This window comes from Kribbella sp. NPDC059898, assembly GCF_042730855.1.
In the GTDB taxonomy this organism is placed as follows: domain Bacteria; phylum Actinomycetota; class Actinomycetes; order Propionibacteriales; family Kribbellaceae; genus Kribbella.
Map to the genome: position 1 here is coordinate 292,016 of NZ_JBHWKR010000011.1, position 21,121 is coordinate 313,136.

The 21,121-nt window shown below is 68.3% G+C and carries 22 protein-coding genes; 10 read left to right on the forward strand and 12 right to left on the reverse strand.

Going from position 1 to position 21,121, the window contains the following annotated elements; translation table 11 throughout:
* Positions 1-54 precede the first annotated feature (54 nt).
* From ACFV9C_RS31040 to ACFV9C_RS31060, 5 genes are all read right to left on the reverse strand, one after another.
* On the reverse strand, positions 55-180 hold the full coding sequence (locus ACFV9C_RS31040; protein ID WP_380199091.1) for a hypothetical protein: 126 nt from the start codon (positions 178-180) through the stop codon (positions 55-57).
* A gap of 377 nt (positions 181-557) precedes the next feature.
* Positions 558-2,648, reverse strand: a complete 2,091-nt coding sequence (locus ACFV9C_RS31045; RefSeq protein WP_380199092.1) for a dipeptide ABC transporter ATP-binding protein — start codon at positions 2,646-2,648, stop codon at positions 558-560.
* Entirely contained in the window at positions 2,645-3,619 is a 975-nt protein-coding gene (locus tag ACFV9C_RS31050) for an ABC transporter permease (RefSeq protein WP_380199093.1), read from the reverse strand. Before ACFV9C_RS31050 ends, ACFV9C_RS31045 begins: the two co-directional genes overlap by 4 nt.
* Positions 3,620-3,650: 31 nt before the next feature.
* Complete coding sequence (locus ACFV9C_RS31055) at positions 3,651-4,580, reverse strand: ABC transporter permease (RefSeq protein ID WP_380199094.1); 930 nt, start codon at positions 4,578-4,580, stop codon at positions 3,651-3,653.
* Positions 4,581-4,690: 110 nt separating this feature from the next.
* Positions 4,691-5,752: an Lrp/AsnC family transcriptional regulator gene (locus tag ACFV9C_RS31060; RefSeq protein WP_380199095.1), complete on the reverse strand. Its 1,062-nt coding sequence runs from the start codon at positions 5,750-5,752 to the stop codon at positions 4,691-4,693.
* A 95-nt stretch (positions 5,753-5,847) separates the two neighbouring features.
* Here ACFV9C_RS31060 and ACFV9C_RS31065 point away from each other — a divergent pair, with 95 nt between their 5' ends.
* From ACFV9C_RS31065 to ACFV9C_RS31095, 7 genes are read left to right on the forward strand one after another with little or no spacing between them, the layout of a single operon-like run.
* Complete coding sequence (locus ACFV9C_RS31065) at positions 5,848-7,095, forward strand: M20 family metallopeptidase (protein WP_380199096.1); 1,248 nt, start codon at positions 5,848-5,850, stop codon at positions 7,093-7,095.
* Positions 7,092-8,753 carry an ABC transporter substrate-binding protein gene (locus tag ACFV9C_RS31070; protein WP_380199097.1) on the forward strand — a complete coding sequence of 554 codons (1,662 nt, stop codon included), beginning with the start codon at positions 7,092-7,094 and terminating at the stop codon, positions 8,751-8,753. Before ACFV9C_RS31065 ends, ACFV9C_RS31070 begins: the two co-directional genes overlap by 4 nt.
* Positions 8,750-9,445: a cysteine hydrolase family protein gene (locus ACFV9C_RS31075; RefSeq protein ID WP_380199098.1), complete on the forward strand. Its 696-nt coding sequence runs from the start codon at positions 8,750-8,752 to the stop codon at positions 9,443-9,445. The genes ACFV9C_RS31070 and ACFV9C_RS31075 overlap by 4 nt, the downstream gene beginning before the upstream one ends.
* Positions 9,442-10,686, forward strand: coding sequence for an amidohydrolase family protein (locus ACFV9C_RS31080; RefSeq protein ID WP_380199099.1), 1,245 nt, complete (start codon positions 9,442-9,444; stop codon positions 10,684-10,686). Before ACFV9C_RS31075 ends, ACFV9C_RS31080 begins: the two co-directional genes overlap by 4 nt.
* A 31-nt stretch (positions 10,687-10,717) precedes the next feature.
* Positions 10,718-11,458, forward strand: coding sequence for an amidohydrolase family protein (locus ACFV9C_RS31085; protein ID WP_380199100.1), 741 nt, complete (start codon positions 10,718-10,720; stop codon positions 11,456-11,458).
* Positions 11,455-12,207, forward strand: a complete 753-nt coding sequence (locus tag ACFV9C_RS31090) for an amidohydrolase family protein (RefSeq protein ID WP_380199101.1) — start codon at positions 11,455-11,457, stop codon at positions 12,205-12,207. Before ACFV9C_RS31085 ends, ACFV9C_RS31090 begins: the two co-directional genes overlap by 4 nt.
* On the forward strand, positions 12,204-12,971 hold the full coding sequence (locus ACFV9C_RS31095) for an SDR family oxidoreductase (protein ID WP_380199102.1): 768 nt from the start codon (positions 12,204-12,206) through the stop codon (positions 12,969-12,971). Before ACFV9C_RS31090 ends, ACFV9C_RS31095 begins: the two co-directional genes overlap by 4 nt.
* A gap of 445 nt (positions 12,972-13,416) precedes the next feature.
* On the opposite strand, the gene ACFV9C_RS31100 is transcribed toward ACFV9C_RS31095, so the two are convergent.
* Both ACFV9C_RS31100 and ACFV9C_RS31105 read right to left on the reverse strand, forming a co-directional pair.
* Complete coding sequence (locus ACFV9C_RS31100; protein ID WP_380199103.1) at positions 13,417-13,917, reverse strand: Dps family protein; 501 nt, start codon at positions 13,915-13,917, stop codon at positions 13,417-13,419.
* Positions 13,918-13,941: 24 nt separating this feature from the next.
* Complete coding sequence (locus ACFV9C_RS31105; protein ID WP_380199104.1) at positions 13,942-14,844, reverse strand: hypothetical protein; 903 nt, start codon at positions 14,842-14,844, stop codon at positions 13,942-13,944.
* Between the two features lie 189 nt (positions 14,845-15,033).
* On the opposite strand from ACFV9C_RS31105, the gene ACFV9C_RS31110 reads away from it, so the two are divergent.
* Positions 15,034-15,402 carry a response regulator gene (locus ACFV9C_RS31110; RefSeq protein WP_380199105.1) on the forward strand — a complete coding sequence of 123 codons (369 nt, stop codon included), beginning with the start codon at positions 15,034-15,036 and terminating at the stop codon, positions 15,400-15,402.
* Positions 15,403-15,414: 12 nt separating this feature from the next.
* Here the strand turns inward: ACFV9C_RS31110 and ACFV9C_RS31115 are convergent, their stop codons facing one another.
* The 5 genes from ACFV9C_RS31115 to ACFV9C_RS31135 all read right to left on the reverse strand — a co-directional run bounded on the left by ACFV9C_RS31115 (position 15,415) and on the right by ACFV9C_RS31135 (position 19,093).
* On the reverse strand, positions 15,415-16,107 hold the full coding sequence (locus tag ACFV9C_RS31115; RefSeq protein ID WP_380199106.1) for a response regulator: 693 nt from the start codon (positions 16,105-16,107) through the stop codon (positions 15,415-15,417).
* Between the two features lie 26 nt (positions 16,108-16,133).
* Entirely contained in the window at positions 16,134-16,346 is a 213-nt protein-coding gene (locus tag ACFV9C_RS31120) for a DUF1275 family protein (RefSeq protein WP_380199107.1), read from the reverse strand.
* A 75-nt stretch (positions 16,347-16,421) separates the two neighbouring features.
* Entirely contained in the window at positions 16,422-16,961 is a 540-nt protein-coding gene (locus tag ACFV9C_RS31125; protein ID WP_380199108.1) for a sigma-70 family RNA polymerase sigma factor, read from the reverse strand.
* 99 nt (positions 16,962-17,060) lie between these two features.
* A complete protein-coding gene (locus ACFV9C_RS31130) occupies positions 17,061-18,542 on the reverse strand; it encodes a GAF domain-containing protein (RefSeq protein ID WP_380199109.1) in 1,482 nt (493 codons plus the stop codon).
* A 62-nt stretch (positions 18,543-18,604) separates the two neighbouring features.
* Positions 18,605-19,093 (reverse strand): hypothetical protein, encoded by a 489-nt coding sequence (locus ACFV9C_RS31135; RefSeq protein WP_380199110.1) that lies wholly within the window; start codon positions 19,091-19,093, stop codon positions 18,605-18,607.
* 162 nt (positions 19,094-19,255) lie between these two features.
* Here ACFV9C_RS31135 and ACFV9C_RS31140 point away from each other — a divergent pair, with 162 nt between their 5' ends.
* Positions 19,256-20,218, forward strand: coding sequence for an aldo/keto reductase (locus ACFV9C_RS31140; RefSeq protein ID WP_380199111.1), 963 nt, complete (start codon positions 19,256-19,258; stop codon positions 20,216-20,218).
* The gene (locus ACFV9C_RS31145; RefSeq protein ID WP_380199112.1) at positions 20,215-21,096 is read left to right on the forward strand and encodes an NAD(P)-dependent oxidoreductase; all 882 of its coding nucleotides are present in this window, start codon (positions 20,215-20,217) and stop codon (positions 21,094-21,096) included. The genes ACFV9C_RS31140 and ACFV9C_RS31145 overlap by 4 nt, the downstream gene beginning before the upstream one ends.
* The last annotated feature ends 25 nt before the right edge of the window (positions 21,097-21,121 follow it).

The window sequence follows — 21,121 nt, forward strand, 5'->3', positions numbered from 1 at the left end:
CGTCCACGGTGAGGCCGCGCGGGTACGGATGAAATTGCTACGCCGGTTTCGGGCTCAGATCACCCCCGGAAACCCGCCGAGTACGACGCCGCCGTCACCCTGCTCACCGGCCTCCAACCACTCGCCGAACGCGAGAACCGCCCCGGCACCTTCACCCGACGCGCCACCAACCTGCGCCAAACTCCCCAGGGTTCGATTTGGTCATGCCACCCGCGGATCCACGCGTCCCGAGCGGCAGCTTCTGGCGGATGAGATTCTCGTGGCGCACGCGCACGACGAGCACCTCCGCTTAGTGCGAGCGGTTGAAGATACTGGTCTCCCCCTGGCCGGCAGTCGCTCCCGGTACCGGCGCAGGAAATCGTGGTCGAGGTCACTTGGCGGATCGTCCCGTCCTTGCGGGCCGCATCCAACGCCTGGCTGGGTCGCGACGAATCCGCGCCATGACCTATCCGCTGCGGAACACGAGGAGCTCCTCGTCATAGCCGTCAGCGTGCGCGGTTTCGTGCCGACCGTGTTGGCGACTGGGCTTGCGGGTGGAGCCGTGGCGGCCATTGAACTCAGCCTCTGTCTATGTCCGCATCCGGCGCTACGGTGGTGAGTGGGTAGTGGCAGGCGACGGCGTGTGGGCCGTCTCGCTGGTCCAGAGACGGTTCCTGTTCGGCGCACAGGTCGGTGGCGAACGGGCAGCGGGTCCGGAACCGGCAGCCTGAGGGCGGGTCGATTGCTGACACGATCTCGCCGGACAGGCCGGCCTTCTGCTGTTCGGCCTGTCGGCCTGGGTCAGGAATCGGGACAGACGCGATCAGCCCGGCCGTGTATGGGTGCTGAGGGGCGGCGTAGACCTCGGCGCTCGGACCGAGCTCTACCAGCTTGCCCAGATACATGACGCCGATCCGGTCCGACAGGTAGCGGAGCAGAGAGAGGTCATGCGAGATCACCACGTAGGTGAGCGAATACGCCGCCTGCAACGAGCGCATGAGATTCAGGATCTGTGCCTGGATGGAGACGTCCAGCGCCGAAACCGGTTCGTCGGCCACCACGACCTTGGGCCGCAGGACGAGGGCGCGAGCCATCGCGATCCGTTGACGCTGGCCGCCGGAGAACTCGTACGCACGTCGCTCGGCCGCGGTCCGAGGCAGGCCGACAGCGTCGATCAACTCCATCACCTTGGCCCGCCGCTCGGCCCGGCTGCCGAGATGCTGTACGTCGAGCGGCTCCGCGATCAGGTCTGCGACGTTCATCCGTGGGTCGAGCGCGGCCGCCGAGTTCTGGAACATCAACTGCAGGTTACCGGCCCTGGCTCGTTGCCCGGCCCGGGTCAGCCGGTTGATGTCCCGGCCGTCGAACCGGACCACGCCGCCGGTGGGTTGCTCGAGTCCGACGATCATCCGGCCGACCGTCGTCTTGCCCGAGCCGGATTCGCCGACGATACCCAGAGTCTCGCCCTCGAGTACGTCGAGGCTGACGTCCGAGACCGCGTGCAGCACCCGCCGCGGCCGGAACGTCGCGGGATTCTTGATCCGGAACTGCTTCACGACCGATTCCAGCATCACCAGCGGCCGGCCCTGTTTCCGGTTCGGTTGGAACTCGGCAAGCGCGTCGGCGTACAGGCGTTCGTCGTCGATGCGTTGGGCGGGGCGGGGATGGAGGCAGGAATGGGTGTGGCCGTCCGCGACATTCACGGACCCGGGGTCCTCGGTGCGGCATTCATCGGTCGCGAACCGGCAGCGCGGCGCGAACCGGCACATCGGCGGCAGGTCGATCAACTGCGGCGGCAGCCCCGGGATCGAGGCCAGCGGGTGGCGCGAGTCGAGCTCCATCGTCGGCATCGACTCGAACAACGCCTGGGTGTACCGATGCCGTGGCGCCGCGAACAGCTCGGCGGTCGGCGCCTCCTCGACGATGCGGCCGCCGTACATCACCGCGACCTTGTCGGCGTGGCTTGCAATCACGCCGAGGTCGTGCGTGACCAGAATGATCCCCATGCCGAGCCGGCTCTTCAGCTCGTCGAGCAGCTCCAGGATCTGCGCCTGGATGGACACGTCGAGCGCCGTGGTCGGTTCGTCCGCGATCAGCAGACGTGGTTCGCACAGTAAGGCGATCGCGATCATCGCCCGTTGCCGCATACCGCCGGACAGCTGGTGCGGGTAGTCCCGCAGGCGTTCCCTCGGACGCGGCATCCGGACCAGTGCAAGCACCTCCTCCGCGCGGCGGTTGGCCGCGGCGACCGACGTCCCGGGCCGATGGATGCGGTACGCCTCCCGGAGTTGGCTGCCGATCGTGCGGGTGGGGTTGAGCGACGTCATCGGATCCTGGAAGACAGCGGCGATGTCGTTGCCACGCAGCCGACGGAGCTCGCCGGGGCTCAGCGTGGTCAGTTCGCGTCCGTCGAAATCGATGGAGCCGCCAACGATCGATCCGCCGGCCGGCAGCAATCGCAGCACCGACATCCCCGTCATCGTCTTCCCCGATCCGGACTCGCCGACCAGGCCGACTGTCTCACCGGCCCGGACCGACAAGGTGACGCCGTCCACCGGACGCACGACACCGTTCGCTGTGCGGATCTCGACCCGGAGATCGCGGATGCTGAGGACTGTTTCGCCCAGCTCGCCGGGCGAGGCCGGTACGGCGGTGGAGATCGCGGTCATGGTTGCTCCTCACGGACCGTCGTACGACGGTTGGCGTCGGCCGGTGTCTCATCTGGTGCGGGCAGGCTCGTGCGCAGGCCGCGGAACGCGCGGAATCTCGTCAACGTGCGTCGGCCACCCGGGTCGAGCAGCGTCATCACCCAGTCCCCGCTGAAGTTGGCGATCAGGATCGTGACCGTGATTGCGAGGCCGGGGAAGGTCGACAGCCACCACGCGGTGGACAGGCTGGTGGCGCCGGCCGCGAGGTCGCTTCCCCAGTCCGGGTTCGGCAGCTGTACGCCGAGGCCGAGGAAGCTCAGGGTGGTCGCGGTCAGAACGGCCCAGCCGACGGCGCTACTGATCATCACCACAACCTCGGTGACGAGGTTGGGCAGCAGGTGCCGGACGGCGGTCCGCAATCCGGAGGAGCCGAAGATCCTGGCGGCCTGGACGTACTCGATCGAGCGCAGTTTGCGCACCGACGCCTCGACGACGCGGGCGAAACCAGGAGTGTAGGCGACGCCGAGCGCCAGGATGATGCTCTTCACCCCCGCCCCGATGGTCGCGATCAGGATCAGTGCGATCAGCAGCACCGGCAGGGCGAGCAACACGTCGACGACCCGCATCACCAGGACGCTGACCGCCCGCGGCGCCATCCCGCCGATCAGGCCGATCGCCACCCCCGCCAGCGTGGCGAGCAGGACGCCGCCCAGACTTGCCGCGAGCACTGGTCTGGCGCCGAAGATCACTCTGCTGTAAAGGTCGCGACCCAGCTGATCGGTGCCGAACAGGTGGGCGCCGCCGGGTGCGGCGAGTGAATCGTCGCTGTCGGCCAGTGGACTCGTGTGGGCGAGCCAGCCGGGATGGACGAGCAGCAGGACGCAGGCCAGCAGGACGATGACCATGGCGGCCGACGTCAAGATCCGGCCGTAGCGGCTGTGGGTGCCGCGCCGGGCCGCGCGAGCGGCCCGGGCAAGGGCGACGGTGGTCATGTGAAGTCTCCTCGGGACAGGCGGCTGTCGGTCATGATGCGGTGCTCAGCTGGGTACGCGGATCGATGGCACCGACGACGAGGTCGACCATCAGGTTGATGACGATGTAGCTGAGGCCGACCAGCACGATGGCTCCCTGCACCACGGGGATGTTCTTGGAGGTGATCGACGTGGCCAGGAAGCTGCCGACGCCCGGCCGGCCGAAGATCACCTCGGTCACCGCGGCACCGGTGAGGATGTTGCCGAACTGCAGACCGATCATCGTGACCGCCGGGACCGACGAGTTGCGAAAGACGTGCGCGAGCAGCACCCGCAGTTCCGAACATCCACGGGCCCGCGCCGACTTCACGTAGTCAGTGCGGTACTCGTCGATCACCCGGCCGCGGATGAGCCGGGTGAGGATCGCGGCGTACCCCCAGCCCAGTGAGAGCGCGGGCAGCACCAGGCCGCTGGAACTGCCGTTGTCGATCGCCGGCAGCCAGTTGAGGTGGAAGGCGAAGATCAGCACCAGCAGCAGGGCCAGGAAGAAGTACGGGATCGCGACGCCGAGGAACGACACGAACCGGGCGATGTTGTCGAGGACGGAGTTCGGCCGGAGGCCGGCCACCAGCCCGAGCGGTACGCCGATGACGACGGCCACGAGCATCGCCGTACCGGTCAGGGCGAGCGTGCTCGGCGTCCGGGAGACGAGTTCGTAGGCGACGGAGTTGTGGGTGACGTAGGAGGTCCCGAGATCGCCGTGCAGCAGGTCACCGGCGAAGGTGAGGTACTGCTGCCACAGCGGCTGGGTCAGACCGAGCTGGTCACGCAGCTGGCCGATCTGCTCCGGGCTCGCGTTGGAGCCGAACAACATGGCCTGCGCCGGATCGCCGGGGACCAGGTGGATCAGCAGGAACGCGATGATCGTCACGCCGACGATCACGGGGATCGAGGCGAGCAAGCGGCGGAACACGAAGGACATAAAGGATTTTGTAGCCCCGCATTGTCACGCGCACATTTCCGGCGATCCTGCGGTCACGGGTTTCCGGCCGGTCGCAAGCTTCAGAGTCGCGCTGGTTTTGGCGGATTCCTTCAGCGCCTGCCGGCATCCTCGGGGTGCTCCAGCCCGTCCTCCCAGATGTTGATCGGCACCACACCGACGGCGCGGCCGCTGGTGTCCAGCAGCCGGCCCATCCGCTTCACCGTCCGCAGTACGACGAGACGGTCGATGATGCGGACCTGCGGAAGCCGGCTCGCGATCGCCAGCTCGAGCCGGTGCACCTCCTCGACGGTCTGCAGCCACGCACACATCAGCATGCTGGGTGCCGACGACACCGTGGCGCACAGCCGCACCTGCCGGATCTGCGAGATCGTCCGGGCCGTCGCGGGCAGCCCTTCAACGGGGGCGTCGGCCCAGAGGTAGACCTGCACCGGGGACCCCGACAGCTCGGCCGCCACGTCGGTCCGGGGCAGGAGCATGCCGCTGCGCAACAAGCCGGAGACGTGTCTGCGCACCGTCGTCGGGCTGAGGTCCGTTGCCGCCGCGAGCTCCGCGTACGACGCCCTCCCGTCAATGGTCAGAAGACCCGCCAGGCGCTGCACGTCAGGGGTCATCGTGACGCTCTCGCCGCCCTGGTCGGGCTCGGGTTTCGGCCGGGATCGCTCGAGCACCCGGAGCATGTCCTCGGGGAGATCGATCAGCCGCCAGCGCGATCCCTCGGTGTAGATCTGGGTGGCGATCCGCGCTCTGCTCCTGAGCACGCTCTCCATCGCGCCGAGGTGATCCAGCAGGTAGTGCGACAGCATCTGCAGGTTCGCCGCCGCGATCGTGAGCATGATGTCCGCCGTGCCGGTGGTGATCTCGACCGTCACGACCAACTCGTGCCGCGAGAGCTCGGCTGCCACCTCGATCCGCTTGCCCGGCAGGCAGTCGACCTCGACGTAGGCAACGCACTGCTCGGCGCGCCGGCTCATCCCGGGGGCCGCGGTCACCCACGCGACCCCGCTGGCCTTGATCCGCTCCCACCGACGCGCCGCGGTGATCCCACTGATCCCGAGGGCCTCGCCGATGTCGGTCCACGGCGTCCGCGGACCGACCTGGAGGGCTCCGATGAGCTCCCGGTCATCAGACGTGAGAATGGTGGATTCCTTCACAAATTCCCCGATCGTGAATGAAATCAAGCACGAAATCACAATGTAACAGATGTGATCTTAGCTTGAAGCCAACTCCCGCGAAGCAAGGAGAAGGCATGACGATCAGCGGCACCCTCGGTTCCGACGTCGCGGAACTGGGACCGGAGCTGACCGAGCTCCGGCACCAGCTGCACCGCCGGCCGGAGATCGGGCTGCAGTTGCCGATGACCCAGGAGACGCTGCTCGAGGCGGTCGGCGACCTCGGTCTCGAGCTCACCCTCGGCAAGAGCATCACCTCAGTCACCGGCGTCCTCCGCGGCGGTCGCAGTACCGGCACAGCCGTGCTGCTGCGCGCCGACATGGACGCCCTGCCGGTGCAGGAGCGCAGCGGCGAACCGTTCAGCAGTGAGCTCGACGGAGCTATGCACGCGTGCGGTCACGACCTGCACATGGCGATGCTCGTCGGCGCGGCCCGGCTGCTCGCCGCACAGCGGGACTCGCTCGCCGGCGACATCGTGTTCATGTTCCAGCCCGGCGAGGAAGGCTGGGACGGCGCCGGAACGATGATCGACGAGGGCGTCCTGACCGCTGCCGGCCCGGCCGTGAGTGCGGCGTACGGCATGCACGTGCGCTCGAACAAGACGCCCAACGGCGTCTTCACCACTCGCGGCAACACGATGATGTCGTCGAGCAGCAAGTTGAAGGTGACAGTGCGGGGGCGCGGCGGTCACGGCTCGTCGCCGCACTCGGCCCGGGATCCGATCGCGGCCGCGGCCGAGATGATCACCGCGCTGCAGACGATGGTCACCCGGCGGTTCGACGTGTTCGACCCGGTTGTCGTGACGGTCGGCGTCGTGTCGGGTGGTACGGCCGCCAACATCATTCCCGACACCGCGGAGTTCCAGGCGACGGTCCGGACCTTCTCGGCTGCCACCGGCGACGCGATCGGCGGGCTGGCGACCGCGGTCTGTCAGGGCGTGGCCCAGGTACACGGGCTCGACGTCGACGTCGAGCACGTGCGCGAATACCCCGCGACGGTCAACGATCCCGACCATGCCGCCTTCGTCGCGGATGTGGTGGCGGACGTGTTCGGCCCGGACCAGTTCGTGCCGATGGAGTTTCCGGAGCCGGGCTCCGAGGACTTCTCGCGGGTGCTGGCGGCCGTCCCCGGCAGCTACCTGATGCTCGGCGCCTCGATGACCGAGGACCTGGCCGGCGCGCCCAGCAACCACAGCCCGCTGGCGCGGTTCGACGACGCGGTGATGACGCGGGGCGCGCTGCTCCACGCCGAGCTGGCCGTCAGGTCACTCGAGCGGCTCGGAGCGCAAACAGCAGATCAAGAAAGCAGAAGGAGTCCCTCGTGAGCCTCGAACCAGCACCTCTGAACGAATCGGCGCTGTTCAGCCGTCGCACCCTGCTGAAGGCGGGCGCGGCCGGCCTGGTCGCGCTCGGCGGCAGCTCGGTGCTGGCGGCCTGCCAGGGCACGGCATCCGGCACCGGGTCCGGAGCGAAGACGACCAGCCTCACGGTCGGCATCTACCAGGAACCCGACTCGCTCGACCCCGCGGCGACCGGCCTGGCGATGGTCTCGATGATCATCTCGCACATCTACGACCCGCTGATCTGGTGGCTGCCGGACGGCTCGGGCAAGAACGTCTTCCACCCGGGCCTGGCCAAGAGCTACCAGGTGTCGAAGGACGCCACGACATACACGTTCACACTGCGCCAGGACGTCGACTTCCACGACGGCACGCACTTCGACGCAGAAGCGGTCAAGGCGACGTTCGACCACATCGCCGATCCCACGACCAAGTCCCGCTCGGCCCGCGGCGCCCTCGGCCCCTACACAGAGACAGTGGTCGTCGACCAGTACACCGCGAAGGTGGTCTTCAGCCAGCCGAACGCGGCCTTCGAGCACGAGATGACCGGCATCGTCTTCGGCATGCAGTCGCCCGCCGCATTGAAGAAGTACGGCGCCGACATCGCCTCCCACCCGACCGGGACCGGTCCGTTCACGTTCGTCGACTACGTGGCCCAGGACCATGTCGGGCTGGCGAAGAACCCGAAGTACCAGTGGGGGCCGACCGTGTTCGGTCCGGCCGGCCCGCCGAAGCTGGAGAAGCTGAACTTCAAGATCCTGCTCGACACCAACGCCCGCTACAACGCGTTGCGCGCCGGCCAGATCCAGATGGCGATGAACCTCGACCCCGACACGATCGCCACGATCAAGAAGGCTTCGCAGTTCAAGCACTACGACATGCCGTCGACCGGCCAGCCGTACGGCTTCCCGATCAACGTCGACAAGGGGCCGACGAACGATCTCAAGGTCCGCCAGGCCATCCTCTACGCGGTCGACCAGAAGAAGCTGAACGAGAGCGTACTGCGGGGCGCGTTCACACCGGCGTACAACGTGCTGACGCCGAGCACACCGGGCTACGTCAAGGCCAACGACACGATGTACGCCTACGACCCCGCGAAGGCGAAGAGCCTGCTGGAGCAGGCGGGCTGGGTGGCCGGCGCCGACGGTACCCGGAGCAAGGGCGGCCAGAAGCTCTCCCTGGACATCCTGATCCAGAGCGCGAACGGGTTCGACCTGCCTACCCAGTACGTCGTGAACGCGCTCAAGGAGGTCGGCTTCGCCTCGACCACCAAGTCGCAGCCGTTCACGACCGCCGCCGCGTCGTACAACCAGGGCGTACAGAACCTGTCCGCGATCTTCTACTACGACGTCGACCCGTACCTGCTGAACAACCTCGTCACCAGCAGCCAGATCAAGGCGGGCTTCAACTGGGCGCACTACCGCAACCCCGCGATCGACGCCGCCATCCCGAAGGCGAACGCCATCGTCGACGCGGCCGCGCGAACGGCGGCATACGAGAAGGTCACCACCACACTCATGGAGGACGCGATCTTCCTGCCGCTGTGGAACGTCAGCGGTGTGTACTCCGGTACGGCCAACCTCGCCGACGTGCACTTCGGCCCGACCGGTTATTCCTACTACCACGCGGCGTCGTTCACGTGATCGAGATCGCGGGCAAGCAGGTCCTCACCGAGATCGGCGAACTCGTCGATCCGTCCCGGGCGGCGCTGGTGATCATCGACATGCAACGGGACTTCGTCGAGCCGGGCTTCGCCTTCGACCGGCTCGGCGTGGACCTGTCGATGTATCCACCGGTGCGGGCCAGGATCGCAACGCTGCTCGCGGCGGCTCGTTCGGCCGGGGTACTGGTCGTCCACGTGCAGATGACGTCCCTGCCCGGAGGGAGAAGCGAGTCGCCCGCGCAGCTGAGGTTCAATCTCCGCCTCCAGCGGCAGGGCGACATCACCGGCGGGCGGTTCCGCTTCACCGAGCAGGGCGATGCCGGACACGAGTTCGTGACCGAGCTCGCGCCGCTGCCCGGTGAGCTCGTCGTACCGAAGTGGCGATCGAGCGGGTTCTGGGGCACCAGCCTCGACCTGCTGCTCCGCAGCAACGGCATCGAGACCGTCGTGGTCGCCGGGTGCACGACGGAGGGCTGCGTCGAGTCGACCGCGCGCGACGCGCTGTTCAACGACTACTACGTGGTCATCGTCGAGGACGGCGTCGGCAGCGACGACCGGGCCCAGCACGACGCGTCGATGCTGCTGATGCGGCATCGCTTCGACATCGCATCCACGGCCGGTGTCGAAGCTTCCTGGAACGTTGCTGCAAGCAACAGAAAGGCCATTGCATGAGCCGCACGTCCGATCTGATCCTGCGGAACGGGATCGCGCTGACCGGCGAGGAGCTGAAGGCCGAGCCGTTCGGTTCACTGGTGGTGCGCGCCGGAGTGATCACGGAGCTGACCGCGGATCAGGTCAGCGCGGACGGGACCCCCGAAGTCGAGCTGAACGGCGCGGTCGTGCTGCCCGGGCTGATCGACTGCCACGTCCACTTCGACCTGGCCGCCCACGCGGCGCCGTACCTGCACTGGGAACGTACGCCGTTCGTGCGCTCGATGACCTGCTTCCACAACGGTTTGCTGGCGCTCCGGGCCGGGATCACCTCGGTGCGCGACCTCGGCTCGGCCGACCGGATGACCCTGCACTACGCCGCCGAGGTGAACTCGGGTGAGTTGCCCGGCCCGCGCGTCGTCGCCGCGGGCCGGCCGATCACGATGACCGGAGGGCATTGCGCCGACTACGGCCGGATCGCGGACGGGCCGGACGAGGTACGGCTGGCCGTCCGCGAGCAGCTGGCCGCAGGCGCCGGTGTGGTGAAGCTGATGGCGACCGGCGGAATCTCGACACCCGGCAACCCGGGTGTACCGCAGCTCGGGATCCCGGAGCTCGCAGCCGGCATCGAGGAGGCCCACAAGGCCGGCGTCCTGGTCGCCGCCCATGCGCACGCGCCCCAGGGCATCACCAACGCGATCGCGGCCGGCGTCGACACCATCGAGCACGCCGCGTTCGCCGACGACGACAACCACAAGCAGATGATCGACGCCGGGGTGACGCTGGTGCCGACGGTGACCGCGCTGAACCCGATCGCTGCGGGCATCGGCATCCCGGCCGCCACCGTCGCGAAGAGTCTGAAGGCACGGGAGGTCTACCGGGCGAGTACGGCCAAGGCGATCGCGGCAGGCGTCCGGATCGCGGCGGGCACCGATGCCGGTACTGCGCTCAACCCGATCGGCGGCCTGCTCGACGAGCTGACCATGTACGCCGAACGGGGTATGACCGCGACCGAGGCCCTCCGCGCAGCCACGGTCACCGCTGGAACGCTGGTCCGGCGCGCCGACGAGGACGCGCCGATCGGCATCCTGGTCGTCGGGGCGCGCGCCGATCTGGTGATCGCCGAGCAGGACCCGAGACAGGACCTGGAGATCCTTCGCCGCCCGGCCGGCGTCGTCACCGGCGGCCGGCTGGTCGACCTGGGTTGGGTCGAGCGCACTCTCACGGAGATCGAGCCAGTGCTGGCCGAGGCCCGGGCATGAGCGGGACCACCACGACGATGGAGGACGACCGATGATCTTCGACATGCATATGCACATCGAGGAGGGGACCTCGCTGGGCTGGCAGATGTCGGCCGAGGACTGTATCCGTGCAATGGACGAGGCAGGCGTCGAGCGGTCGGCAGTGATGACGCTGACCGACCTGCCGGGACTCAACCCACGCGGTCTGGAGCTGATCGCCGAGGCGTGCAACAGCTACCCCGACCGGCTTTACGGGTTCGTCCGGCTGAATCCGGCGTACCTGGAAATCTCGAGGCAACTGCTCAGACAGGCCGTCACCGAGCTCGGCTTCAAGGGCCTCAAGCTGCATCCGGTGTCGACGCTGCAACACCCCGGAGGGGCAGCGACGATCGATCTCATCCGGTACGCCGGCGGGCTCGGCGTACCGACGCTGTTCCACTGTGGCGACGAGCCGCTCAGTACGCCGCTGTCGATCGCGCAGGCCGCGGCCGCCTGCCCGGACTCGATCATCATCCTCGGCCACATGGGCGGGTACTTCCACGTCGACGAGGCGCTCGAGGTGGCCGAGCGGTTCCCGAACGTCATTCTGGAGACCTCTGCGATGCCCTACCCTGACAAGATCCTCACCGCGGTCGAGCGGATCGGCGCCGAGCGAGTCATGTTCGGCAGTGACGGCCCGGTGAGTTCGCCCGCGCTCGAGCGTCAGAAGGTCGTCATCGCCGCACTCGGCGCCGATCAGGCCGGACTGGTCCTCGGCGGCAACGCCGAGCAGCTCCTCGGGCTGGCGGCATGAGCATCGTCGACGGACTCGTCTACCTCGGGACTTCACACTTCGGGTACGGGCAGGACGCCGCCACCGCGCTGGCCGGAATGGATGCCATCGGCACCGATGCGGCGGTCGCCGTTCCTGTCCATCCCCATCGCGGCGAGTTCCGGGCCGCGAACGACGCACTCGCGGCCGCCGCCGCGGGCGCCGAGGGCCGGTTGATCCCGCTGTGCCGCGTCGATCCGTGGGAGGGCGACGACGCAGTCGCCGAGCTGCGCCGCGCGGTCGCCGGTGGCGCCCGCGGGCTCTTCCTCCATCCGTCGGAGGAGCACTTCCGCATCAACGACGTACGACTCGTCCGGCCCATCGTGGAGTGCGCCGCGGAGTTGTCGGTGCCGGTGATGGTTGCCGCCGGCTTCCATCTGTTCGCGGAGCCGCTGCAATTGGGTGCAGCCGCGGCCTGGACCCCGCAGAACCCGTTCGTCCTGACCAACGGCGGTCAGTTCAACATCTCCGGGCTGTCCGGGTTCGACGCTGAACTCGCACTCGCGAACGCGAACGTCCAGGTGCAGACGAGTGCGATGTACCGCGAGGATTTTCTGGAGGGCGTGGTGACGAAGTTCGGACCGGAGCGGCTGCTGTTCGCCACCGCCTCTCCCCTGTTCACGATGAGGTACGAGCGCCTGCGAGTCGACATGGCCCACTTCGGCGAGGCAGAGCGCGAGCTGATCCTCGGCGGCAACTCCGCCCGGATCTTCGGTGCGGTGAGCGCGTGACCGGGGTACCGATCGCCGCACTGGACGGACGCACGGCGCTGGTGACCGGCGCCGCGAGCGGCATCGGGGCCGCCATCGCTCTCGCGTACGCCGAGGCCGGGGCACGTCTGTGCCTGGCCGACCGCACCGGCGAACCGGTACTCGACGCCGTACGGAAGCGTTGTGCCGCCTTCGGGCATGAGGTGGTGACCGTCCAGGCCGACGTGTCGAGTGAGCCCGAGGTCGAGCGATTGTTCGGCGCGGCTCGCGTGATGCTCGGCGCCGTCGACGTGGTCGTGAACAACGCCGGCATCCTGACCGAGTCACCGGTACTCGACATGCCGACGGCCCTGTTCGACGAGATGCTCTCGATCAACCTGCGCAGCGTCTTCCTGTGCTCGCGGGCCGCATTGCCGCCGATGCTCGCGGCCGGCTTCGGCCGGATCATCAACATCGCGTCGCAGGTCGGTCAGCGCGGTGGAGCCGGTCTGGCGCACTACGCGGCCGCGAAGGCGGGCGTCATCGGCTTCACGAAATCGCTGGCACGCGAGGTGGGTGGCACCGGGGTGACCGCGAACTGCATTGCTCCCGGCCCGATCAACACGCCGCTCGGCGGCACCCTGTCCGACGAGTGGACGCGAACGCTGATGGCCGAACTGCCGTTGAAGCGATCCGGCGAGCCCCACGAGGTCGCTCCGACAGCCGTCCTGCTGGCCAGCGAACCCGGTGGAAACCTCTACACCGGACAGACCCTGGGCCCGAACAGTGGACACGTGATGCCGTGAAGGCGCTCCTGATCACTGGAGTGGCCAGCGGTATCGGCCGGGTCACGTCTCTCGCTGCTGCGACAGCCCCGACGTCCCGCCTCGACGTACGACGACCGGAGCAAGGTGGCGCACCGCCGACATCTACGAGACCTCCGCCTGATGACTGTCGACGACTGGAACACGACAGAGCCGCTCGGCCGACCGGCCAGATGCAGGAATGAGACAGCTGACGGCTCACGCACGCCGAAACAGGACACTGCCGTCGATGCGCGATCGATCCCGGGCATGGCGGTCAGCTGGTCGGGCGATTAGTCGCTGCGATGAATCCGGTGGATCACATTTCCCTGTTGGAATAATCGCCGGAGTCGGCCACACAGTTCCGGTGGTCCTCGAGCCGCCGAAACGCCGACCCTTCCGCACTGCCTGGCTCTCTTTCGTGTGGAGGGACAGGCAGGCGCGGGCCTCAGCGCGCGTTCGGGACGCGGTTCTCGGCGCTGAGCATCCAGGCTTGCTTCTCGAGTCCGTCGATGATCGCGTGCAGCAGGTCGGAGGTCGATGGGTCGTCGGCGTCGACCTCGTCGTGGACGGTGCGGATCGTAGCGACCACGTCGCGCAGGCTGCCCGTGACGAGGTCGACCACATCCGACGTCAGCAACTCGCCGGCGGGCAGCGGATGCAGGCTGGAGGTCCCGGCGACGGTCGGTGCCCGTCCGTCGGCGGGGGCTCCGAGGGCGCGCATGCGCTCGGCGATGGTGTCGCTTGCCTCCCGGGCGGTGCCCACGATCTCGTCCAGTTGCAGGTGCAGATCGCGGAAATTGTGCCCGACAACGTTCCAGTGCGCCTGCTTTGCCTGCAGGTGCAGCGCGATCAGGTCGACGAGGACCGTTTGGAGGACGGCCCGGAGTCGTGGGCTCGGCTCGAATCCGTTCGAGCCGATTCGGGACGTGCCGTGGATGGTTGTCATGAGCGATCTCTCCTCGGGTGGGGTTCACGAAGGGGTGACCACCGCGTAGCTGCGGTGAAATCCGATGACAGCGAGCTTTCCGTGCAGGAAGTCCTGCTCGTTCAGGCTGCCGACTGTTGCGTACCCGGGCTCGTAATAGAGCAGGTCGGCGCCGGCGCGGCCGATCAGCAAGATGTAGTGGCGCGGGATCCAGTCGCCGATCAGCACCGGCACGGGATAACCGTTGCCTGCGGCATCGGCCGCTTCAGCCAGCGCCGGCCGATCAGCCAGCCGCGCCCGGTACCGGGTTCCGAGAGCGTCGGCGTACCGATTCAGCTCGTTGCTGATCCCGAGCGGCGTCGAGCCGAGCCGCTGTGGCCAGAAGCGGTTGGTCTCGGCGTGGATGCGGTGTTCCTCGGCGGTCAGCCGTGCCTGGAACTGTTCCGCAGCCGCGTTCGCCCGGTCCGTGCTGTCGCCGGTCGTCAGGTACAGCGCGTACAGCGGGTCCGCCAGCGCGCGTGCCATCAGGATGGTCATCGGCCCACAGCTCGTGTCGTCGGGCTGTTGCACCGGAGCGGATCGGTAGTCGACCCACCCGGATCCGTTCGGGTCGAGGAGATCGAGGTGAGTGTGCAGCCAGTGCGGCTGCTTGCCCCGGATCAGCCGCGCGAACGAGGCAACCTCACCGGCGCTGTGCCCGGCTGCCACCGCCTCGACGACGTACGGCCTTTCGTCGGCGTCGGCCGTAGCGATCGTCGCCTCGACCCGGTCGCGGTCGGCGGTCGACATCGCCTCGAGGCGCTCCCCCGCGCGCTCGGCGGGTGCTGCGGCAGGTGACTCGTTGGGCACCGGATCGTCGTGTGTGACCGCCGACACGTGGGTGATCACCCACTGCGGCCCGCTCGTCTGTCCCAGCAGGCAGAGCAGCACTGCCGTTGCCCTCAGCATTGATCCGAGCCTCACGACCAGTACCTCTCGACGACTCCGGGTTTGACACCTCCCACGGTGCCGACGGAACGACCGGATTTCGTCACTGCGAGCGGCAATCCGCCGTACCGGCCAGCCGGAAGATCGGCCCCGTCAAGGGTTCCAGCTAGCCGGATTGTTGGGCGCTGCGCGGTTCGGCATTCTGGAGCCATGGAGTTGCGCTGCTTGATCGTCGATGACAGCCCCCATTTCCTGTCGGCGGCACGCGGTCTACTGGAGCGCGAGGGCATGCACGTCGTGGCCCTGGCCTCGAACGGCGACGAGGCCGTCCGCCTCGCCCGGGACTTCGGGCCGGACGTCACCCTGGTCGACATCGACCTCGGCAAGGAGAGCGGCTTCGACGTCGTACGCCGGCTGACCGACCAGACCGAACTGGCGCCGACCACGGTGATCCTGGTCTCCACGCATGCCGAGGAGGACTACGCGGACCGCATATCGGCCAGTCCGGTCGCCGGTTTCCTGCCCAAGACCAGGCTGTCCGTCCCAGCGATCCGCAACGTGCTGGGGCTCACTGCCTGACCAGCCCTGCGGTCAGCGGGCCTCGAGGTACGCCACCACGGCGAGCACCCGCCGATGGTCGTCGTCGGTCGCCGGCAGGCTCAGCTTCGCCATGATGTGCCGGACGTGTTTCTCCACCGTGCCTTCGGTCACCCACAGCCGCCGGGCAATGCCCGCGTTCGACCGGCCCTCGGCCATCAGGGCGAGGACCTCCTGCTCCCGCTCACTCAATCCGGCCAGCGGATCATTGCGGCGTCGCGTGCTGAGGAGCTCCTGCACCAAGGCAGGATCGATCACCGAACCGCCACGCACGATCCGCTCCAGCGTCTGGATGAACTCGTCGACGTCCGTGATCCGCGTCTTCAGCAGGTACCCGATCCGTTCACCGGTCGCCAGCAACTCCATCGCATGCTCGACCTCTGTGTGAGCGGACAGCACCAGAATGCCGACTCCCGGGAACTCGGTGCGGATCTGGCGCGCCGCGTCCAGGCCCTCGCTGGTGTTGGTCGGAGGCATCCGGATGTCCAGCACGACCAGATCGGGTTGCTCGTCACGCACCAGCGGCAGGATCCACGCACTGTCGCCGGTCTGCCCGACAACCTCGAACCCAGCCTGCTGCAGGAGTCTCGCGAGCCCTTCCCGCAGAAGTACGTCGTCCTCGGCCAACAGCACACGTGTGCGAGCGTGGTCATGCCCGCTCGGCTGTGGTGACGGCCTGGTCGCCATGGCACCGAGTATGTCCGATGTCGCCGTCACAAGCCATGAGTCCACGGTGCGCGGGACGAGGCGGGCCGACGCGCCACGAGACAGACCGTTGCGAGGGGCCGTGGCAGCCACCCGGGTACACCGGCGATCGCGAATCCACCGAACACCACGTTCCCGGTCATGTTCGCGACGAACACGTGACCGAGCGACAGATAGCTGAAGGCCTCGACCAGGCCGGTGACGACTGTGAGCACGAGCATCAGTGGGCTGCAGCGGTCCGTGGCGATCGTCGTCCTCCGGTACGGCGGTGTGCCAGGCCTCCCGCAGAATCGCGATCACGACGCACGCTCCAGGTCCGCACGCAAGGCCCTTCGTCCGCGATGGATCCGCGACATCACGGTCCCCCGCGGAATCCCGACCAGGTCCGCGATCTCCTGGTAGCTGAAACCGCCGACATCGAAGAGCAGGACGACGCGCCGGTAGCGGTCCGGGAGCGACGCGAGCGCCGTTCGAAGCCCGTGGTCCGGGATCGCGTCGATCACGGTGGCTTCGGCGGAGGCGGCGACGCCGTGCAGGACGCGGCCGGTCGTCTCGTACCGCTCGTCGGAGACGGTGATCGGTTCGTTCCGGCGCTTGCGACAGCTGGTGATGAAGACGTTGCGCAGGATCCGGAAGAGCCAGCCGCGCAGGTTGGTTCCGGGCTCGAATCCCGCGAAGCCTCGATAGGCACGCAGATACGTCTCCTGCAGCAGGTCCTCGGCGTCGGCGGGATTTCCGGTCAGCCGCAGCGCAGCGGCGTACAGGCGAGGACGTAGCGGGACCGCCTCGGCCTCGAAGCGCTCCTTGAGCTCCTGGGTACTACGAAGTGATCGCACCACTGGAGCATCGCGTGGAACGGACGGTGCTGTCGTCGCGGTGAGCACCCAACCGACGAGCACGGTGGTGGGAATTCCGGCGTTCCCGCTAGCAGGAACTCAGCTGGTGATCGGGAGCTCGCAGACGGCCTTCGTACCGGCGCCCGGCGGGCTGTCGACGGTGAACGACCCGCCGAGGGCGTCGAGGCGGTCCTTCAGTCCGACGAGCCCCGAGCCGCGCGCAGGATCGGCACCGCCGATGCCGTCGTCCTGTACGAGCAGGAGGAGCCGGCCGTCCGACACCTCCGCCCGCACTCGAACGACAGTCGCCTGCGCATGCTTGGCCGCGTTGGCGAGCATCTCCGAGACAACGTAGTACGCCGCCACCTCGACCGCCTCCGGAAGCCGGCCCTCGATCCGTGCGTCGAGCCTGACCTCGACGGCCGACCTCCGGGTGAGGGCTCGGAGCGCCGGGCCGAGTCCCGACTCGGACAGCATCGCCGGATGGATGCCGCGGGAGAGTTCTCGCAGTTCGTCGATCACCTCGACCAGTTCGATCGCGATCTGCTCGATCTCGGCACGGGTCTCCTCCGGTCCGGTGAAGCCCGTCGCCGCCGACCGCAGACCCAGGGCCAGCGAGACCAGCCGCTGCTGGGCGCCGTCGTGCAGGTTCCGCTCGATCCGGCGGCGGGCCTCGTCCGCCGCTGTCACCAAGCGTGCCCTTGACGTCATCACGTCCGCACGGCTCTGTGCGTTCGCCACCGCCATCGCGACCAGGTCGGTGAAGTCCGTCAACCGGTCCTCGGCGCCGGCCGGCAACGGCCCGTGCCTCGACCCGAGAGCGATCAGCCCCCACACCCGCCCGTCGACGTGGACCGGCATCGCCACGGCCGCGCGCAGACCTTCGCGCAGATACGGCTCGCCGCCCGGGACCGAGGCGTAGTCGTCGACCCGAGCGGCCTCCCCGGTGCGCTGTACCGTCGCGGTCAGGCCGGTCGGCGGATACCCCTCCCAGGGCGCGCCGATGCGCACATGCGGCCCGGTCGTCCCGTCGCTGGCGAGCAACATCGCCGTACCGTCGGACTCGAACCGGATCATCCGGGCCGTATCACCGCCGAAATGCCGCGCCACCTCCTGGGTGACGGCCCCGAAGACGGTTGCGGGCGGTTCGCCGGCCGCAACGAGCAGGGCCAGCCGGCGCAATGCTGCCTGGGTGTCCGCGAGGTCGCCACGAGCCCTCTCGGCCTCGACCGAGCGACGGCTCGCCTCGCTGGTCACCGCGGCGACGATCACCGACATCACCAGGAACAGCACCAGCAGCAGCACGGTGGCCGCGTCCAGCGTGCGCAACGGCGGCAGCAGGTACCAGTCGAAGGCCAGGATCACGACGACGCCGACCGGGAGCGCGTAAACGATCCCGCCGAGCCGAGCGATGCCGAAGACTACGATCAGCAGGAGTAGACCGACGACCACCGCGGGCACGTGATCCCGGGCCGCCGTACACACGACGGCAGCCAGCAAGAAGGCAAGGGCTCCGGCTGCCGACGCGGCCACGCACTGCAACACCAACGACCCGCGGAGCCGGACCAATCCGAGGCTCACCACCTGTCGAGCGTCCCATCGCCGTCCCGGCCGCACAACGGCGGGCAACGGCTGCGCCTCCCTCAGCGCCGGTTGTCCGGCGCGAGCAGGACGACCGACCGGGGAAGCACCAGCCCGGCACAGGTCAGCTCATGCAGCAGCCGCCCGAGTTGCGGTCTGCTGTAACCGCCCACCGGCCGGCTCGGATGCGATACCTCGATCGCCTGCGCCGCCTGTACTGCGCGGTCGCCGATCCGCTTCTCCAACCATCGCAGCCGCCCTGCAGGCGCGACCCGCTCCGGCGACCGCAGCAGTTCGTCGTGATCCCAGAGCAGTTGCCGAAGCGCCGCCGCGATCTCCTCGATCGGCGGACCGGCCGGCTGGAGCGCAACGCTCGGCCGCCGACTCCGTACCGACCGCCGGAGGACCATCGCGGCGTCCAGAGCCGCAGAGCCGGCGATCGCTACCAGGATTGCTGCGGCCACAACGCGGAGCGCAGGGTGACGAACTGCGAGCAGCAGCAGGACGACCCATGCGAGTCCGAGTCCGATGGCCAGTAGTGCACGTTTCATTTCCTCAGCATCCCGTGCCGATCGGGGATCGATCGCCCCAGCCAGCGTCCAACCGATGTTCCCGCTACCAGGGGGATACAAGGGCGGCTGGCAGTGACGTCTCGCGCCGGTCCGGCCGGCGATGCTGGGGACAGCACGCAGTCGATGGAGAGGGTGGAGACGATGAAAGAGGCGGGTATCAAGGCCGTGTCACTGGGTGATACCGGGATGGAGATCAGCCGAATCGGGTTCGGTGCCTGGGCGATCGGCGGCGGAGGCTGGGAGTTCGGGTGGGGCCCGCAGGCCGACGACGACTCGATCGCCGCGATCCACCGGGCGCTCGAGGGCGGAGTGAACTGGATCGACACCGCCGCCGCGTACGGCTTCGGACGCTCCGAAGAGGTCGTCGGGCGCGCGATCGCCGGTATGCCCGAGCACGAACGCCCGTACGTCTTCACCAAGGCTTCGCTGCTCGAAGGCCGGTACCGGACCGTCGTGCACAGCCTGAAACGCGATTCGATCCTGCGCGAGGCCGAGGCCAGCCTGAAACGGCTCGGCGTCGATGCGATCGACCTGTACCAGATCCACTGGCCGATCCCGGAGGACGACCTCGAAGAAGGCTGGTCGGCCATGGTCGAGCTGAAGGACGCCGGCGTGGTTCGCCACATCGGCGTCTCGAACTTCGACATCCCGCAACTGCAGCGGATCCAGTGCATTGCGCCGGTCGAGACACTGCAGCCGCCGTACTCGCTGATCGACCGCGAGATCGAGCTCGAGCTGCCGTACGCCGACACGCACGGGATCGGTGTCATCGCGTACTCGCCGATGGCGTCAGGCCTGCTCACCGGCGCGATGACCCGGGAGCGGATCGCGCAGCTACCCAACGACGACTGGCGCCGCAGCGACGAACAGTTCCGCGAACCGCGGCTGTCAAGGAATCTCGAACTGGTCATGCGGCTGAAATCCGTTGCCGCGCGCCACGACGTGACCCCGGGTGCGGTCGCTGTGGCCTGGACGCTGTGCAATCCCGCCGTCGACGGAGCGATCGTCGGCGCGCGGCGCGCCGACCAGGTCGATCCGATCCTCGCCGCGGCCGGACTCGAACTCGGCGCCGCAGACCTGGCCACGATCGGATCGGACCGATGAGTACGGCGAGCGACCGTCCCGTTGTCGGGTTCGTCGGCCTCGGCCACATGGGAGGGGCGATGGCAGCACGTCTGCTCGCGGCCGACTACGCGGTCTACGGCACGAGCCGGACGCGTGCACGGGCCGCGGAACAGATCGCAACCGGACTGCGATGGATCGACGGCGCCGATCAACTGGCGAAGGCCGCGGACGTCCTGATCACCTCCATCCCTGACGACGCGGCCTTGCAACTCGTTGCCGACAGCATCACTCCCGCCCTGTCCGGAGGCCAGGTCTGGATCGACATGAGCACGGTCAGCCCGCAGACCAGCCGCGAGGTGGCGGACCGGGTCCTCGCGGCCGGCGCCGAGTTCCTGGACGCCCCGGTGTCGGGGAGTGTCCCGCAGGTGCGGGCCGGCACGCTCACGATCATGGTTGGTGGCGACGAGACGGCGTACCACCAGGTCGAGGCGGTCCTGGGCGAGCTCGGCCGGCCGACGTACATCGGCCCGAACGGTCAGGGGCTCGCACTGAAGCTCGGGATCAACATCAGTCTCGCGGTACAGGTCCTGGCGATGGCCGAAGGACTGTTGCTGGCCGAGCGGTCCGGGGTCGACCGTGGGCTCGCTCTCCGGGTGATGAACGCCAGCCCGATCGGCTCCCCGATGCTGCAAGCCCGCGAAGCGTTATTGCTCGACCTTCCGGACGAGGCCTGGTTCGACATCCGGCTCATGCAGAAGGACCTCGTCCTCGCCCTCGAGGCCGGGCGCACCCTCGCAGTACCGTTGCCGACAGCAACCAGCGCTGACGAGATCCTGACCCTCGCCCGCGCCCTCGGCTACGAACACCGCGACATCGCCGGCGTCTTCGAGGTCCTCCAACGTCTGACCCGCCGCTGAAAGCCGGGTAGCTGGTCGTGCGCCT

Coding starts and splice junctions, on each gene's coding strand:
- ACFV9C_RS31110 (WP_380199105.1), top strand. CDS start 15,034: ATGGAGTTGCGCTGCTTGATCGTCGATGACAGCCCCCATTTCCTGTCG.
- ACFV9C_RS31115 (WP_380199106.1), bottom strand. CDS start 16,107: ATGGCGACCAGGCCGTCACCACAGCCGAGCGGGCATGACCACGCTCGC.
- ACFV9C_RS31080 (WP_380199099.1), top strand. CDS start 9,442: ATGAGCCGCACGTCCGATCTGATCCTGCGGAACGGGATCGCGCTGACC.
- ACFV9C_RS31085 (WP_380199100.1), top strand. CDS start 10,718: ATGATCTTCGACATGCATATGCACATCGAGGAGGGGACCTCGCTGGGC.
- ACFV9C_RS31135 (WP_380199110.1), bottom strand. CDS start 19,093: ATGAAACGTGCACTACTGGCCATCGGACTCGGACTCGCATGGGTCGTC.
- ACFV9C_RS31050 (WP_380199093.1), bottom strand. CDS start 3,619: ATGACCACCGTCGCCCTTGCCCGGGCCGCTCGCGCGGCCCGGCGCGGC.
- ACFV9C_RS31100 (WP_380199103.1), bottom strand. CDS start 13,917: ATGACAACCATCCACGGCACGTCCCGAATCGGCTCGAACGGATTCGAG.
- ACFV9C_RS31090 (WP_380199101.1), top strand. CDS start 11,455: ATGAGCATCGTCGACGGACTCGTCTACCTCGGGACTTCACACTTCGGG.
- ACFV9C_RS31055 (WP_380199094.1), bottom strand. CDS start 4,580: ATGTCCTTCGTGTTCCGCCGCTTGCTCGCCTCGATCCCCGTGATCGTC.
- ACFV9C_RS31120 (WP_380199107.1), bottom strand. CDS start 16,346: ATGCTCGTGCTCACAGTCGTCACCGGCCTGGTCGAGGCCTTCAGCTAT.
- ACFV9C_RS31140 (WP_380199111.1), top strand. CDS start 19,256: ATGAAAGAGGCGGGTATCAAGGCCGTGTCACTGGGTGATACCGGGATG.
- ACFV9C_RS31045 (WP_380199092.1), bottom strand. CDS start 2,648: ATGACCGCGATCTCCACCGCCGTACCGGCCTCGCCCGGCGAGCTGGGC.
- ACFV9C_RS31105 (WP_380199104.1), bottom strand. CDS start 14,844: ATGCTGAGGGCAACGGCAGTGCTGCTCTGCCTGCTGGGACAGACGAGC.
- ACFV9C_RS31065 (WP_380199096.1), top strand. CDS start 5,848: ATGACGATCAGCGGCACCCTCGGTTCCGACGTCGCGGAACTGGGACCG.
- ACFV9C_RS31145 (WP_380199112.1), top strand. CDS start 20,215: ATGAGTACGGCGAGCGACCGTCCCGTTGTCGGGTTCGTCGGCCTCGGC.